The sequence below is a fragment of the Paenibacillus sp. ISL-20 genome (assembly GCF_018613005.1).
Taxonomy (GTDB): domain Bacteria; phylum Bacillota; class Bacilli; order Paenibacillales; family Paenibacillaceae; genus Paenibacillus_AQ.
Window position 1 is genome coordinate 1 of record NZ_JAGGRD010000073.1, and the last position, 13,863, is coordinate 13,863.

The 13,863-nt window shown below is 38.4% G+C and carries 14 protein-coding genes and 3 pseudogenes; 11 read left to right on the forward strand and 6 right to left on the reverse strand.

Annotation, left to right across the window (positions count from 1 at the left end; translation table 11 throughout):
* Window positions 1-658: 658 nt before the first annotated feature.
* On the reverse strand, window positions 659-880 hold the full coding sequence (locus J7E85_RS32510) for a hypothetical protein (protein ID WP_215164096.1): 222 nt from the start codon (window positions 878-880) through the stop codon (window positions 659-661).
* Between the two features lie 275 nt (window positions 881-1,155).
* Between J7E85_RS32510 and J7E85_RS32515 the strand changes: the two genes are divergently transcribed.
* Window positions 1,156-1,617, forward strand: a complete 462-nt coding sequence (locus J7E85_RS32515; RefSeq protein ID WP_215164097.1) for a hypothetical protein — start codon at window positions 1,156-1,158, stop codon at window positions 1,615-1,617.
* A gap of 25 nt (window positions 1,618-1,642) precedes the next feature.
* On the opposite strand, the gene J7E85_RS32520 is transcribed toward J7E85_RS32515, so the two are convergent.
* Both J7E85_RS32520 and J7E85_RS32525 read right to left on the reverse strand, forming a co-directional pair.
* On the reverse strand, window positions 1,643-2,380 hold the full coding sequence (locus J7E85_RS32520) for a phosphodiester glycosidase family protein (RefSeq protein ID WP_215164098.1): 738 nt from the start codon (window positions 2,378-2,380) through the stop codon (window positions 1,643-1,645).
* Between the two features lie 1,035 nt (window positions 2,381-3,415).
* Window positions 3,416-3,631 (reverse strand): YvrJ family protein, encoded by a 216-nt coding sequence (locus J7E85_RS32525; RefSeq protein ID WP_215164099.1) that lies wholly within the window; start codon window positions 3,629-3,631, stop codon window positions 3,416-3,418.
* Window positions 3,632-3,768: 137 nt separating this feature from the next.
* On the opposite strand from J7E85_RS32525, the gene J7E85_RS32530 reads away from it, so the two are divergent.
* The 7 genes and pseudogenes from J7E85_RS32530 to J7E85_RS32560 all read left to right on the forward strand — a co-directional run bounded on the left by J7E85_RS32530 (window position 3,769) and on the right by J7E85_RS32560 (window position 8,714).
* On the forward strand, window positions 3,769-3,984 hold the full coding sequence (locus tag J7E85_RS32530) for a ribbon-helix-helix domain-containing protein (protein WP_215164100.1): 216 nt from the start codon (window positions 3,769-3,771) through the stop codon (window positions 3,982-3,984).
* 48 nt (window positions 3,985-4,032) lie between these two features.
* A complete protein-coding gene (locus J7E85_RS32535; protein ID WP_215164101.1) occupies window positions 4,033-4,401 on the forward strand; it encodes a hypothetical protein in 369 nt (122 codons plus the stop codon).
* Between the two features lie 12 nt (window positions 4,402-4,413).
* Window positions 4,414-4,590: a hypothetical protein gene (locus tag J7E85_RS32540; protein ID WP_215164102.1), complete on the forward strand. Its 177-nt coding sequence runs from the start codon at window positions 4,414-4,416 to the stop codon at window positions 4,588-4,590.
* 733 nt (window positions 4,591-5,323) lie between these two features.
* Complete coding sequence (locus tag J7E85_RS32545) at window positions 5,324-6,034, forward strand: copper amine oxidase N-terminal domain-containing protein (RefSeq protein WP_215164103.1); 711 nt, start codon at window positions 5,324-5,326, stop codon at window positions 6,032-6,034.
* Between the two features lie 106 nt (window positions 6,035-6,140).
* Window positions 6,141-6,359 (forward strand): hypothetical protein, encoded by a 219-nt coding sequence (locus J7E85_RS32550; protein WP_215164104.1) that lies wholly within the window; start codon window positions 6,141-6,143, stop codon window positions 6,357-6,359.
* A gap of 192 nt (window positions 6,360-6,551) precedes the next feature.
* Window positions 6,552-7,009, forward strand: a pseudogene (gene tnpA / locus J7E85_RS32555) (IS200/IS605 family transposase).
* Between the two features lie 520 nt (window positions 7,010-7,529).
* A complete protein-coding gene (locus tag J7E85_RS32560) occupies window positions 7,530-8,714 on the forward strand; it encodes an IS256 family transposase (RefSeq protein WP_215164105.1) in 1,185 nt (394 codons plus the stop codon).
* 467 nt (window positions 8,715-9,181) lie between these two features.
* Here the strand turns inward: J7E85_RS32560 and J7E85_RS32565 are convergent, their stop codons facing one another.
* Window positions 9,182-10,102, reverse strand: coding sequence for a copper amine oxidase N-terminal domain-containing protein (locus J7E85_RS32565; protein ID WP_215164106.1), 921 nt, complete (start codon window positions 10,100-10,102; stop codon window positions 9,182-9,184).
* A 78-nt stretch (window positions 10,103-10,180) separates the two neighbouring features.
* Between J7E85_RS32565 and J7E85_RS32570 the strand changes: the two are divergent.
* Together J7E85_RS32570 and J7E85_RS32575 are read left to right on the forward strand one after the other, a co-directional pair.
* A pseudogene (locus J7E85_RS32570) lies at window positions 10,181-10,534 on the forward strand (N-acetylmuramoyl-L-alanine amidase); the annotation flags it as partial.
* A 138-nt stretch (window positions 10,535-10,672) separates the two neighbouring features.
* Entirely contained in the window at window positions 10,673-11,206 is a 534-nt protein-coding gene (locus J7E85_RS32575; protein ID WP_215164107.1) for a hypothetical protein, read from the forward strand.
* Between the two features lie 395 nt (window positions 11,207-11,601).
* Here the strand turns inward: J7E85_RS32575 and J7E85_RS32580 are convergent, their stop codons facing one another.
* Window positions 11,602-12,453 carry a copper amine oxidase N-terminal domain-containing protein gene (locus tag J7E85_RS32580; RefSeq protein ID WP_215164108.1) on the reverse strand — a complete coding sequence of 284 codons (852 nt, stop codon included), beginning with the start codon at window positions 12,451-12,453 and terminating at the stop codon, window positions 11,602-11,604.
* Window positions 12,454-12,740: 287 nt separating this feature from the next.
* Here J7E85_RS32580 and J7E85_RS32585 point away from each other — a divergent pair, with 287 nt between their 5' ends.
* Window positions 12,741-13,163 carry a hypothetical protein gene (locus J7E85_RS32585; protein ID WP_215164109.1) on the forward strand — a complete coding sequence of 141 codons (423 nt, stop codon included), beginning with the start codon at window positions 12,741-12,743 and terminating at the stop codon, window positions 13,161-13,163.
* Window positions 13,164-13,274: 111 nt separating this feature from the next.
* Here the strand turns inward: J7E85_RS32585 and J7E85_RS32590 are convergent.
* Window positions 13,275-13,863: pseudogene (locus J7E85_RS32590) on the reverse strand (IS4 family transposase); the annotation flags it as partial.

Consider the following 13,863-nt stretch of genomic DNA (forward strand, 5'->3'; position numbering starts at 1 on the left):
TTAATTGCGCTCTATATAGCTGAGGCAATTAACAATGGGCTTCAAGAGAGTTCCGAAACACTGCAGACTATTGGAGAGTATTCGTTAAGTATAGACAATGATTCGATCATACTATCTTCTCAACGGAACTGATCGGTGACATGTGGTATATCGATGCGGTCTGATAAGAAATAAGAAATGAAGACAAATGAGGGGAAAGCGTCTGGATCTAATCCAGGTGCTTTTTTGTTTAAAATTACTGATCTAGAACAGCAGATCCATCTAAAGATCGTGAGAAGCTAGGATGCAGGTTGACCAGGAGTAGGGAAACCGCCGGTTTCCACGCAAAAGAAACCTTCGCAGTCGTTCGGTTATTCCGCATTTCAAATCGCACGCCCGTAAACATAACGTAACCACCATCCTAGCCGGCCACACCGAACCTCTTCGTAAAAGGGCGGCTTTGCCGGTCTTTCAGACAGACCCTTGCAATACGAGAACCGGTGTGGCAAGCAGGCTATGACGGCTACGTTATACGGGTGTTTTAGCTCTTTGAAAACTTCATTAACTCACAAAAGCTTCAGCAGGCGTTTCATGCGCTTAACACCGGCAAGACCTGCCGTTTGGCCTCCTCTTTTGGATAAGCGAAAGGAAGGACCGCCTGCGTGGCGGTCCCACGGATTCAATTGGTGGCCAGATGCCTGGCCCTCGATGCAACCTCTACGGTGAAAAAACCTTCCCAAAAGATTTGCATGCTTTGCTCACTGCTGATCTTTCGATCATTCGATACGAAGCCAGAGGCGATTTGATTCGCTGTCTCTTCCATATTGTAGCTGTAACTCCTTACGTTTTTCTCCAGGCACATCGGGAACTTGAGTCGTAGCCGTTGATCATAGCAAACCACACGGCCATCCTCCGAGCAAGGGTGGCTGTTCTCTTTCGAGAATGCCCATCCCTTCGGGCAGACCCTTGCACTGCGAATATCCCCGTGGTAAACACCATCAAGTGAGGATATAAATATTACTAAACGGCTAGTTGCTGCTGGGGGGATTATAGAAAATTGAGGTTCTGGATCAAGTTATTAAAAATCCTTTTCTGATTTGTTTTCTCTATAATTTAAATAAAAACCAATATATGGTATTGTTGTATTTGAGAAATAACCATTCTAGGAGGGACGTTATGAAGAAGCTATGCGCTGCTATCATTGTTTTTAGTATTTTACTTAGTGGTTGCAGAAGTACAACAGAGATACCTACTAATACGGAACAGAAAACCTGGACAGAGGTTCCTAAACAAGAAAATGATGTAACACAATTTACACCGCTTGATGAAAGCAAATATGAAGGCACTCAAAAGGAAATGATTAAACTAATTAATCTTTATGCAAAATATGTGAATTTAAAAGACGAAGATAAGTTCAAAGAATTATTTGATAACCAAGACTACGGCTTACCTTCTTTTGAAATTCTGGGCTTGGAGGTAGATGAATTCCAACAAATGAAGGGGAATCAAGGAAACGTATCGATAAAATTAACCGTCAAATCACTTGAAGATAATATGTTAAATGAAGAACGCAAATTTTGGTATTATATTTCATTTAATGAAGAAGAAGGAAAATGGAAGATCATGTCCATAGATTAAAAAATAGGGGGAGTCCCCCCTATTTTTACGTCCAGGATGTTGGATTAACTGTAACCATACTATACACAGGACGAGCGACTCCTGTTGGGTCAAATGTTCCTGAAGTGCTACCACTTTTATAGCGCATTTGAGAAGATCCACCGCCATCCAAATAAGCGGCTTGATAGCAGTTTTTGCTACGCATAAATTCACGCATGCCCCAAGGCGTTTCAGATTTAAATACAGCTAAAACAATCTTCCCAGCTGAATTAATTCCAATTGCTGTACGTGCACGTAAACTAGGGTCAGAGTAGGTACCATTAGTGCTCTTGTTGATAACGTCGTTAACACTAGCAGCCCCTTCATCAACATCTAAACGACGGTAAAATTCTGTCTTATCAATACTTAAATTGGCATACAAGTTCAACCCACCAATTGCAAAGTAGTTCGTATTGGGGAAAGTAGGATAATCAGATAATTTTTGAACATTTGCTACTTCCTGAACTCGGAAATTCCCGATTTCTTTTTGATAGCTGTAGAAAGTTCCTCGTCTTTTTTGACCATAGGCATTAAATGTAGCATTTCCACCAATACCAGTCCCCCTGTTTACTGCGATTCCTAAGAAATCATTTGAATTATTGAAGAATGTTCCGTTAACGCCATATTTGCCTGAATTCATAACAGTACCAGAGATCTTTTCAACTGCAACTGCTTCAGGATCAGCTTCAATGATGCGTACCTCACGGGAGTTATAAGTCGTACTAGTATATTTTGCTGTAGACATATTTTTTCATCCTCTCATTATTTATATTTTGTTAATGGTTTGGTTGGTAGAGGAAGAGATAGAAATATAATCATTCTTTTTGTATAGATCTCTTCATTCACCAAATAATACAAAATACTACTTTACAGAATATAATTTGTGTTAAAGAGCTACTGGGATATTAAACTCATAACCTGTACCCCGCAGTTTATAAGTTTAAGCAGCTTGTTTAACTCTCTTTATATTACCATGTAGCGTATCGTTACGCAATATAAATTTTATTGTTGTTTCATTTTAAAGATCAGCGACTAATTACGAATTAGTTCATTTCAGCAAATATTCATTCTATGACGGTAACACCAACGCAGAAGGACGTACTGTATATACCGTACACGTATTATCTTCATCAAGAAGGGGACAAGGAAGATTCAGTTCAAAGTATTTTCTCTTTGAAAGTGGGTGTTCAGTAAACGCTGAGATGATTCAACCACTTGAGACTCGTACTTTCTCTCTGCCTTCTGATACATTTTTACTGTTCTTTTGCTAGTACTTAGGCTGTTAATGTGAAAAAAAGGGCTGTCGTTGGACAGCCCTTTTTTTGGGTTGATATTTAGGAAGTGCTAAACCATGTCCCATCATGTAACTGAAGTCGATGAGGAGAAGCTGCAGTTTGAACATACCGAAGACTTTAGCGACCCGCAGATGAAGTATACGTATACTCGATGAATGAGCACTCAAACTCAATTGCTCTATAGCGCGAACTGTTGGATGCAAACCATGAGAGGTTTCCGGACAGGCCTTTTGAATGGTCGCCACCCAGAAGGCCGATTTTAAGGATCTATCAAAGGTATATGGTGTTACGGCGATAGCCCTGATAACCTCGTACGTAAACCGAGAGATTGAAGAGCAGCCATTCCAACTTGTCCTTGACCAGGAATCTTGGCAAAATAACCAATAAGTGTACTAAAGGAAAGTCCGAGTTACATCGTAATATATATCGTTACGTTACGAAATATATCATTCGATATCTCTTTCAAGATACTCTTTTACTAATAACTAATGGTCTTTTTCCTTAGTTTGTGGGGGTGGTGGTGAACTCTGATAGTAAGACCTAACTAATAAATTCATAGTTTTATCCAGTTGTCCTAGACGTTTTTCCAACGCATCCATCTGCTTATTGAATTTGACAAGTATCGTCTGGAGTAAGATCAGGGATAATGTGATTGGGAACCCAACATTTCCAATGAGTTGTACAAAGGCCTCGAATTCCATAAAAGTACCTCCTTTCTGTATTTGATAATCACATTCTATTATATTACGTTTCGTTACGCTATATTTTTAATGATTTAGCATATAATATATGTTATAATAACACATAAGATATGTTATTTAATTAGGAGGAAGCATGGATGATTAATAAAGAAAAACCCCCTAGGCTGACGGTTTATCTTCCTGATCCTGCGAAAAGTGAATTAGAAAAGATGGCCAATCAGACAGGTCTATCCCAATCGCAATTGGTCGTTATGGCTACGCTAGGCCTGTTAGCAAATTATAAGGCGAAGGGTAATGGGATATTTACAGAATTATTGAAAATCGACTCTAAGAAAGATGAAGAGATATTGTAGTACGTAACGTTTCACTATATAATAACAAAAGCGATAAGGAGGGTTCATATGAAATACATGATTAACCTTTTTGGTTATAATGTGGATTGCGAAATTAAGGTCAACAATGATGGCTTAAGTATTGAAATTCCGGAAGAAAATCAACTAGCTCTGAAACAATACTTAATTCGCGTACTTCCTAAGTATGGGAGAGAGGTCTCGGCTGATTCGCCGTTACAGTTGTTAGTGGATCTTGCAATAGATGCTGAGCGAACATTAGAAGGTCGTATGGTTGAGCCTAAGCTAAAGTTGCCATATGAGTTCCAATCGGAGATCAAAGAAAAGCTGATTGAAGCGGCTGCTTTGCAGGACATGTCCGCGACGCAATTGTTAATTCGTATCATCGAGAAAAAGTATCAAGAAGTCATGGGTCAATAGGAGGGGAAGGCATTGGCTTACGGTAACAAGGTAAAGTTTCATTATGATGTTCCGGCTTATATTAAAAAACAATTGGCTGAAGCTGCCAAGAAGCTTAACATGACAGCTACAGACCTGCTCTCGAAAACGATTGAAGAAGAACATGAACGTGTGATGCAAGAACAAAAAGGGTCCACTAAACAAGATTGAGCTCATTCAGATAGCTTTCTAAGAAAGCTATCTGTTCTTTTGTAACGGTTTGATAAGAGTATTCATTTCCAATATGATCAAATGAAAAAATGTGACACATTATATACGATTCCAATTGATTTTCTTCTACTAAACAAATGAGCATATTCGGATAGTTCTCACTGATCTTGCAGAAGAAATTAGAGGTAGGACTTGATTCCATTATATCCATGATATGTAGGTGAAGCTCCATTGATAGTCGTGGTTTCAACGAATCGTATTGATTAGTAGAGAATTTGCCCTGGTAAATTACCATATGTCGCGCCCCCTTTTGTTAATCTATACTAAGCTTGTTAATTATACCAAACATGTGTTCTCGTACTGAGGATATAGTTTCCTCTATTGTATATTTTTTACGACTTTAATTGTTAAATTGTTTCAAATTATTCGGTTACATTTTTGCAATTATATTACTTTTTTATGATTATATCATATTGCGTATCGTTACGGAATGCGTTATGAGGATATAATATCCATAAAGATAACTACGTTAATTAGTGCGCTAAATTTTTTTCGTTTATTCTAAGTAAGTGTGAATGCCTGGAGGGAAAAGAGGACGAGATATTTTTTTTTGGGGTGTATAGGGATGTTTGGCAATGGGTAATTGAATATAAATAGTTTTTTACTTTTTTGGCAACAAATTGAACATAGATTGCGTTTATATTAATGCAGATCATTTGAGGAGGTATTGTTAGTGAACAAAAAAAAGTTATTCTCGGTCTCAGCAGTAGTCCTAAGTATTTCGTTGGTAATAGGCGGGGTTTACGCTTTCGGGTCTGGGAAAATTAAAATCGTTGTGAATGGGGAGAGTATCGCGACTGATGTTGCTCCTAAGAATGTAAATGGCCGAGTGATGGTACCAATCAGTACCATTTCTAAGGCACTTGGGGCCAACGTTTCATGGGATCCCAAGTCGCAGACAGTATCCATCAAACAAGGGACTTCTAATGCTCCAGCAGTAAATGATGTTTGGAATCAATCTCTCAGTGATACGTATGGTGAGGAGTGGGCTGCGGTCAAGAGAGTGATTGACCAGTTTATTCTAGGGTACGATGGCCAGGATGAAGAATTGGTTAAGAGCCTTGTTGTTGAAGGTTTTGATAAGACATTCATTGCCCCAGGAGTTTATGTTCCTGTGGGTGGTAATTATCCTTCATTATTAGATCATGACATCATCGATGCGAAAAAGTCGGGGACAGTGGACGGTAGGGGCGAGTACAAAGTACGTGTTAAATTCGTATCGTATGTCGGTCTCTCGTCACCTGTAGAAAATACTTGGGATATTGATGTAACCCCGAAACCATCGAAAGCAGATGAATATCTAATTAAAAAAATTGAAAGATCGGCAAAGGGACTTTCATCGTATACGGTTTTCTCAGGACTAACATTTAAAGATGAAGGCTAGCAAGTGAAGAAGGTTTCCAAGACTGGAAACCTTCTTTGTATTAGCCTTCATAAATAGGACAGAGAACAACAAAGAAAAGTTTAAAGAGAATCGGAATAAGGAGTCTTTGGAATCTATAAGAGAAGGCTTCTATTACACAAACGAAAGCGATCAATTTATGTTCTATGATTTGGATCTTATAGAAAAAGTCGATCAGCCAGAACAAATTAGAGTAGGCGTGCGCTTTGCAAAAAAATCCTCAGACGGGAGTATTGAAAATCAAGGTATTACCTACTTCCTTACTAAAAACGATGCAGGAGAATGGGGTATTGAAAATATAGATTAAAACCCATACAAAAAATAGAGGCGGCTCCCTCGTAAGGAGCCGCCTTGTTGTTTAGGCTTTAGCCGGTTGAGCGCGTAAAACGTGCGAAACAAAAAACCACCCGCTATGCGGGTGGAGGGATCGAGGGTTTGACCAATAAGACCATCCCGATAGAATTGAGATGTTCAGGCGGGGTGAAAGGAATGGTCTTAGATGGCAAACAAGAGCTATAGTTTAGCTCACACAAAGTGGATGTGCAAATACCACATTGTATTCACCCCGAAGTATAGACGGAAAGAGATCTATAATCAAGTGAGGAAAGATTTAATCGAAATTATGAAACGTTTATGTAAGTACAAGGGAGTAGAGATCATAGAAGGTCATATGATGCCAGATCACGTACACATGTTGGTAGCGATACCACCCAAAATTTCATTATCATCCTTCATGGGATATCTGAAGGGGAAAAGTGCGCTAATGATCTTTGAGAAGCATGCACAATTAAAGTATAAATATGAATCGGAAATTTTGGGCAGAAGGATATTATGTTGAACGAAGCAACCGTAGCAAAATACATTCGAGAACAAGAGGCACATGACCAAGCAATAGATAAACGGAGTGTAAAAGAGTATGAAGATCCATTCAGCAACAATAGGAGCAAGAAGAAGTAAACCAGTTTAACTGGTAAGTGGAAGTGACAAATTACACTGAGCCTGAACAGATTTGTGGTCAGGCTAGCGTCTTTAGGCGCAGTTTGGCAACAGGGGGTTATACCCCAAGTGCAAACCACCCGTTGGACGGGTGGTTATGATTCGAATCTATTGCTATAAAACGTAGATGTGGGGCTTGATTCAACAACCCCTATACGATACTAGCGGCGATTTTAACAAATCATAGTTATACTTAGATAAAGTGATTTCATAGATATCCATAAGTCTGACGCCCCCTTTTTTGATGTTTAAATGGAATTTGAACCAAGTTTGTTAACTATACCGAACATAATTTCTTGTAAAAAGGATATTTATATTTCTTACGATAATTCCGTTAAAAAAGTTTCGATTTCTATGGTTACATTGCAGAGGGCCCGAGAGCGTAAAATATCTTGTGTAAATAGATAAATAGCAAAAAGGAAGACCTTTTCTTGTAGAATTGAGTTACCACACAACAATTCATAGAAAAGAGGTCTTCCCTATGAATCATTTTACATCAGATTTAGTCCAAGCTCTAGTCACGAAACAGGATGTGACTGAAGTTTTTCGTTCCCACCTAGAAATAGCTATGAATCGCTTGTTAGAAACGGAATTAACGGCATTCTTAGATTATGAAAAGTATGATCGTATTGGGGTGAATTCAGGAAATTCTCGTAACGGTGGATACACACGTACACTTCGCACCGAGTATGGTGACCTGCAGCTCAACATCCCACGAGATCGCAACGGAGAGTTTAAACAGCAGACTGTAGCTCCGTACAAGCGTTCCAATGATACGCTTGAATCCTTTGTCATTCACATGTTCCAGAAGGGTGTGACGATGACAGAGATTGCTGATCTTCTCGAGAAAATGTACGGACACTATTACACGCCTCAAACCGTATCTAACATGACCAAAGTTATGATTGAACACGTAGAGGCTTTCATGAAGCGCACGCTAACTAAACGTTACGTTTGCGTCTATTTAGATGCGACTTACATTGCGGTTAAGCGAGAAACTGTGTCTAAGGAAGCGATTTATCTTGCTGTTGGGATTCGTGAAGATGGCTCAAAAGAAGTCTTAGCATACACCATTGCGCCAACCGAATCGGCCTACGTATGGAAAGAACTCCTGCGAGACGTTCGGGAACGTGGTACACAAGAAGTACTTCTCTTTGTCTCAGATGGATTGAAAGGCATTGTAGATGCAATTGGAGAAGTCTATCCACATGCCAAATACCAAACGTGTTGTGTTCATTTAGCACGTAACATTGCCCATAAAGTCCGAGTATCTGATCGTGCAGAGATTTGTGGAGACTTTAAATCGGTGTACCGGGCGGACGATGAGAAAGCCGGTAAAGCAGCTCTAGAAACCTTCTGTGACAAGTGGAAATCTACTTATCCTAAGGTCGTTAAATCTCTACGAGAAAATCCATATATCTTCACATTCTACAGCTTTCCAAAGCCCATATGGAGAAGCATTTATACAACCAATTTAATTGAATCCTTCAATAAACAAATTAAGAGACATACCAAGCGCAAAGAGCAATTTCCACATGAAGAAGCTCTTGAGAAATTCTTGGTTTCACAGTTTGAAAGCTATAACCAACGCTTCGCTACACGGTGTCATATTGGCTTTGATCAAGCTCGATCGGAGCTACTGGCTATGTTCTCCACCAATGACTAGCACAATCTTCTACAAGACAAGGATATTTTCATTTACACATAATTCTTGACGCTACCGAGGGCCCCTTGCCTACACGGCAGGGTCCTCATTTAGTTTCTCTTAATATGAATACTAAATTCAAAACAAAGTAAGTAAATGGAGTTATTATCGAAATTATTAAAACACGGTCATCGGTGTAGGTCTGCAACTGAGAGAAGGTCTATATACACTATCTGTTCTGGCCACTTACTTTGGCTCGGCCAAAACCATGCTAGTGAACATGTAATACAGAAGCCATACCAAACATCAATCCAATAGTCGGAGTTGGAGTAATATACATCTCCGATGTCTTCAACAGTGAAATAATCAGCTGGTCCATATTCATCTGACTCTTATTTCTTTTCTTTTGAGAAGTGGTTTAAGTTTTAAACAAATAAAGATGACGTCTGAGTTTATCAAACGTCATCTCTTTGCATGAAACTATAGAGTTATTCTTCAGGAATATCGACGATAATATAATTCTCATTCACATTATTTTGCTCAACTTTCTGATCTTTAAATATGACATCATTCCAGTTTTGTTTGTTAATTAGGCTATAGCCCGTTGACCCAACATGAGGCATCCAACGGAAGCTTGCAAAGGTTGTATCCTTAAATGATGGAAGTGTTCCAACTTCATCTGTTAAAGCTCTATTAATAAAATAAAGTTCGTTTTCTGTGCTTGGTTTATCACCTAGGAGGCCCTGCCATTTCAGATAAGTCGTATTGTTAGAAATTTTATAGTAACTAACTACGTTGTTATTTACTTCTACAAACTGGTCAGATACTTGTTCAGGGAAATAATATTGAACACTAAACGTATCCAAAGACGGCTCAAATCCTTTCGATAGTTGAGAAGCTCTTGGCAAATTTATTGCTGCATTTCTTGCAGTACTAAGTTCGTCGCTTTTATAATCATTGGTCAGTTTTGAACTTGCTTTTGTGATAAATGCAGTTTGGATCGACTGATTCCACGTTACGGAGCTGCTCATTGCTTCTGTAACAAAACGCAAAGGAATCATTGTCTTTCCTTTATGGATGAACGGAGCAGAGCTAAGTTTTACGGTTTCACTATTCTTTTGTGCAGTTGTTTTATTGATCGTGAGTATTAAATTAGTCTCTTTTCCTTTTACGGTTACTTGCTTTGTCTTATTGTTCCACTTAAATGTTAAATCGTCTAAAGTCTTGGCTCCAGTTAAGGTAATAAACACTTGGTTATTTTTTAGAAGTATGTCTTCAGAGGAAAGATTTGTATTGTTGATGATTACATGTGTATCCTTATTTGAAGCTGCTGAAGATATGTTGTTATTTGGAACAATTAGAGCCGCTGCACATAGCATCGCGATTGAGACTTGCGATATTTTTTTCATTAGTTAACCTCCTAATACTCTGAGTTCATTAATATAAGACGTAAAAAAAAGACGTGAAGTTACAAGGATTTATCGAGTGCAAACACTAATTCTCTCGCAAGGTATGTAAACAACGCACTTGCTGCTGATCTTTCTACCACAAACCGAGGAGTCAAAAAAGCACCGAGTCAACGTAATGGTGATAACATATATGTTATCGACCCAAGATACACTAATGCATGGGCTATCCTTCCGGAAATCTTGTTTATCGACAATGTATCTGACCGAAATAAGCTTGTATCCCACAAACAAGTGGCTGCAAGAGCAATCACACGCGGCATTAATAATTTTGCTGCTACGATTCCCCAACCTGGTACTTTTCAAGAATTTTATGATAACATGTTTGATGTAAAATCAGATGAAATGAAGAGAGAAGCAATCGTTGAAGAATAAAAGACATAGCCAAAAAACGATTACTCCGCCAGAGTAAACGTTTTTTTGGTTATGTCTTTATTGATATCGTATTGTCTTTTCTTTAGTTTTTAACGATTATCCATTTTGTGGTATAATGCCCAAAAAGGGAGGTTAACAATGAAGAAATTACTGATTGTTTTGTCTCTATTCACAACCCTTTCTTTAGCCGCTTGTAACAATCAGGAGGCAGCCCCAGATGATTCAAGTCAAGGTACAATAACCGTCGATCAAGAAAAAGAGGCTTTGCAGAAAGAGAATGATGATCTTAAACAGAAAGTAAGCGAACTTGAGGGCAGCACTAATAATCAAAAAAATGAAGAGTTAATGGAAAATATTCGTGATACCTTAAACTTATCTTTTAAAGTCCTTTCTGCTATGTCCGATAAAGATTTTGATTATTTACAGTCCGTAGCCGCACCGGATGTGAAAATATCCAAAGACAGCGAAACATTGACCACTGAAATTGGAGAAATTCCTCTACTTAAACCTATTAATCTAAAGGAACTTGAATATAGAGGGTATGTACAAGAATCAGAAGATAAGTTTCAAATTGCCTTGGCCAGGGTCTCACCAGATGGATCTTCTGAGCTCTATATTGATTTTATTAAATCATCTAATGGATGGAAATATAACGGACATATCACCAACTGATAATCGTTTAAAATAATATTTCAAATGAAAGGACCCTTAAAGAAGGGTTCTTTTTCAGTTGCAAAAAACACAGTTTACAACCACTATCAATATCAATGGAACTTGAAGAAGATCACTCCTGTACAGTACAGAAACCATCTTCTTCAGAGTGCCTAACCTTTTTTTAAAAATGTTCTTTACACGGGGTACATTTCAATGTTGGGCATATGTTCCTTGGGACGCATCCGTAGGACATACGTATGAGCGCGTACACATTACTAAACCAGATGGGGCGCTAATTTTACGGGTTATTCTGCTGTCCCACTTTCTACGAGTCTTAGTGCAAAATAAAGCAAAATAGGGCAGTATGAAGCTATCAAAGGATAGCTTCATACTGCCTATTGCTTTCAATTTGCTTAGTTTTCACCTTGAATTGGGTATAAATCATTTAAGTTTTCAATATCCTTGCTTCCAAGTATGGTCTCTTTTCCATCTGTAGAGATGGATCCATACTGGGACTGCCCTGCATGTTCAGAGATGTTATAAAAAAATAACCGGTCATTGATTTTAGGACGTTGCCCTACTTCACTTGATATTCCGCTCTTTGTTTGAAACCAGATTTTATTTTGATTTCCACCCAGTTTTCCACTCCATGTATGCCATGCTGAATTTGATTTAACTTCGTAATAATCGATAATACCGTTTTTTATTGTAAAAAATGAATTTGATTTTCCTTCAGGAAAGAACAATTGAAAATAGCCAGCGCTGCTTTCTCCTGGGGTAAGTTCTTTTAAAGTGGAAATTTTCGGGAGGTTAATCGCAGTTACACGAGCCTTAGTTATGTCAGCCGAATTCAGATTTGCTTTTGTCTTGTCATTTATCTTTGCCACATGAACAGTTTTTGTATGAGGATTCCAAGCCATATCACTATTGAAATTCTCCGCTATGAAGCGAATAGGGACCATTACACGACCATTTTTAATTTGCGGAGACTCCGAATGAGTTTGACTTACACGCAAGGTTAGTTGCTTGCCTGGGTCAGCAATGACAAGTGTTTTAGTTTTGTTATTCCAGCTTTTAACGGCAAGTCCTTCAATCTGTTCAATACTTCTCAACGGAACATAAGTAGTCCCTTTTTGGACAAAAGGAGCAACGTCTGTTTGAACGTGCTTGCCGTTAACAACGACTGATATAGGTGTGGCTGCTTGTGCCGTTGTCACTACAAAAAATAAGGCAAAGCAAGTGAGAAAAAATGATTTCCATTTCATATGGACCATCCTCCTTGGTTATTTTTGGTGAAATGTATTACATTTAGTATAGATGCGGAATAAATGTAAAATGTTTCGTTTTGATTTAATTTTTTTGGATTTGTTTGTAGATAATTTTAAAGGGATGGCCATATGCAAGCAAACAAATAGGCCATTTTATGGACATTGGAAATTTTTGATTAGATCTTTCTTTTGCTCAAATATAATAATAGCGTTAAATGAGGGGATGATTATGTAATATGGTGATTCGATATGATTTTCCCATATAGAAAAAGGAGTGTTATATGATGAAACAGCGAGTCTGGCTATATCCAATCCTTTTGATTCTTAGTTACTTTATTGGTGTTCTTTTGTTTAGGGGAGCGCATTTTGTACTTAATATTGATGAAAGAAGCGAATATCACCTATTGTATCCAGGTATCATTGCGTTTTATATTTTCTTGATTACACCGTTATATATTATCATCACCTATGTTTTTCGTTCCGTTCTCAAAAAGCATTCGATAATAATGCTTACAATTATTCTAATTATTATTGGTTTCCTTCCATCGTTGTTAGTCCCCTTTTTCAGAGGAATGGGGTTTGGTTATCTCAATGTTAACTATTTTGGTTCAGAGATGGCAATATTACTTTATTCGTTCTATACCGGATCGGCAATAGCGTTTTCATTGGGATCGACAATTATTGAGCGTATGATTCAACAAAAGTAATAGCATGAAAGGTACCAGTTAAGCCTTAAGCGAAAATTCATTTTTGTTCTCATGTAAACTCAAAATTCCATGTTCCGTTGCTATATGGCAACAGAACATGGAATTTTTTAATTACGACACTTTACTTAGTAACTCAACTTTCGAGCTCAAGTCTCCAAACAAACCCTTGATATAGCTGGGTAAGCCAGAAATCCATTCTTGTAGTTGACAAAAAACAGACGTTTTGCTCTTTTTCGTTTTCGCTTGAAACATCTCGAGAAATAAACTCATCAATTGCTGAAGAGCGGTTTGGAAGTCCAGATCGCGAACCTCATCGGCAAAGAGAAAAAAGAGTCCACCAAGTGTCCGGTCATCACTGGTTTCGCGCCGTTCGTATTCCATCGCCAAATAACGGCTGAATACAACCGTCGTGTGGCTAATCAGTTGGTCGAAGGAACGACCCTGAAATTCCGTTCCCAGTTTCAAATAGCTTTTCGTGACTTTAAAAAAGGTCTCAATACTCCAACGCATGCCGTAGATTCGTACGATTTCCGTCGCATCGAGCGTGACGTCTGTGCTTAAAATGGTAAGCCATTCCCGTCTTTTATTCCGGTTGCGCACAAAAACAAGCTTCACGGGCAGACCACACGAAGTATGTACGACCACGGAGCCTTTGATGTCTTTTGCACTCGATTTGGGTAGGGTTTGAAACACTGCACTT

Coding starts and splice junctions, on each gene's coding strand:
- J7E85_RS32515 (WP_215164097.1), top strand. CDS start 1,156: ATGAAGAAGCTATGCGCTGCTATCATTGTTTTTAGTATTTTACTTAGT.
- J7E85_RS32520 (WP_215164098.1), bottom strand. CDS start 2,380: ATGTCTACAGCAAAATATACTAGTACGACTTATAACTCCCGTGAGGTA.
- J7E85_RS32525 (WP_215164099.1), bottom strand. CDS start 3,631: ATGGAATTCGAGGCCTTTGTACAACTCATTGGAAATGTTGGGTTCCCA.
- J7E85_RS32530 (WP_215164100.1), top strand. CDS start 3,769: ATGATTAATAAAGAAAAACCCCCTAGGCTGACGGTTTATCTTCCTGAT.
- J7E85_RS32535 (WP_215164101.1), top strand. CDS start 4,033: ATGAAATACATGATTAACCTTTTTGGTTATAATGTGGATTGCGAAATT.
- J7E85_RS32560 (WP_215164105.1), top strand. CDS start 7,530: ATGAATCATTTTACATCAGATTTAGTCCAAGCTCTAGTCACGAAACAG.
- J7E85_RS32565 (WP_215164106.1), bottom strand. CDS start 10,102: ATGAAAAAAATATCGCAAGTCTCAATCGCGATGCTATGTGCAGCGGCT.
- J7E85_RS32575 (WP_215164107.1), top strand. CDS start 10,673: ATGAAGAAATTACTGATTGTTTTGTCTCTATTCACAACCCTTTCTTTA.
- J7E85_RS32580 (WP_215164108.1), bottom strand. CDS start 12,453: ATGAAATGGAAATCATTTTTTCTCACTTGCTTTGCCTTATTTTTTGTA.
- J7E85_RS32585 (WP_215164109.1), top strand. CDS start 12,741: ATGAAACAGCGAGTCTGGCTATATCCAATCCTTTTGATTCTTAGTTAC.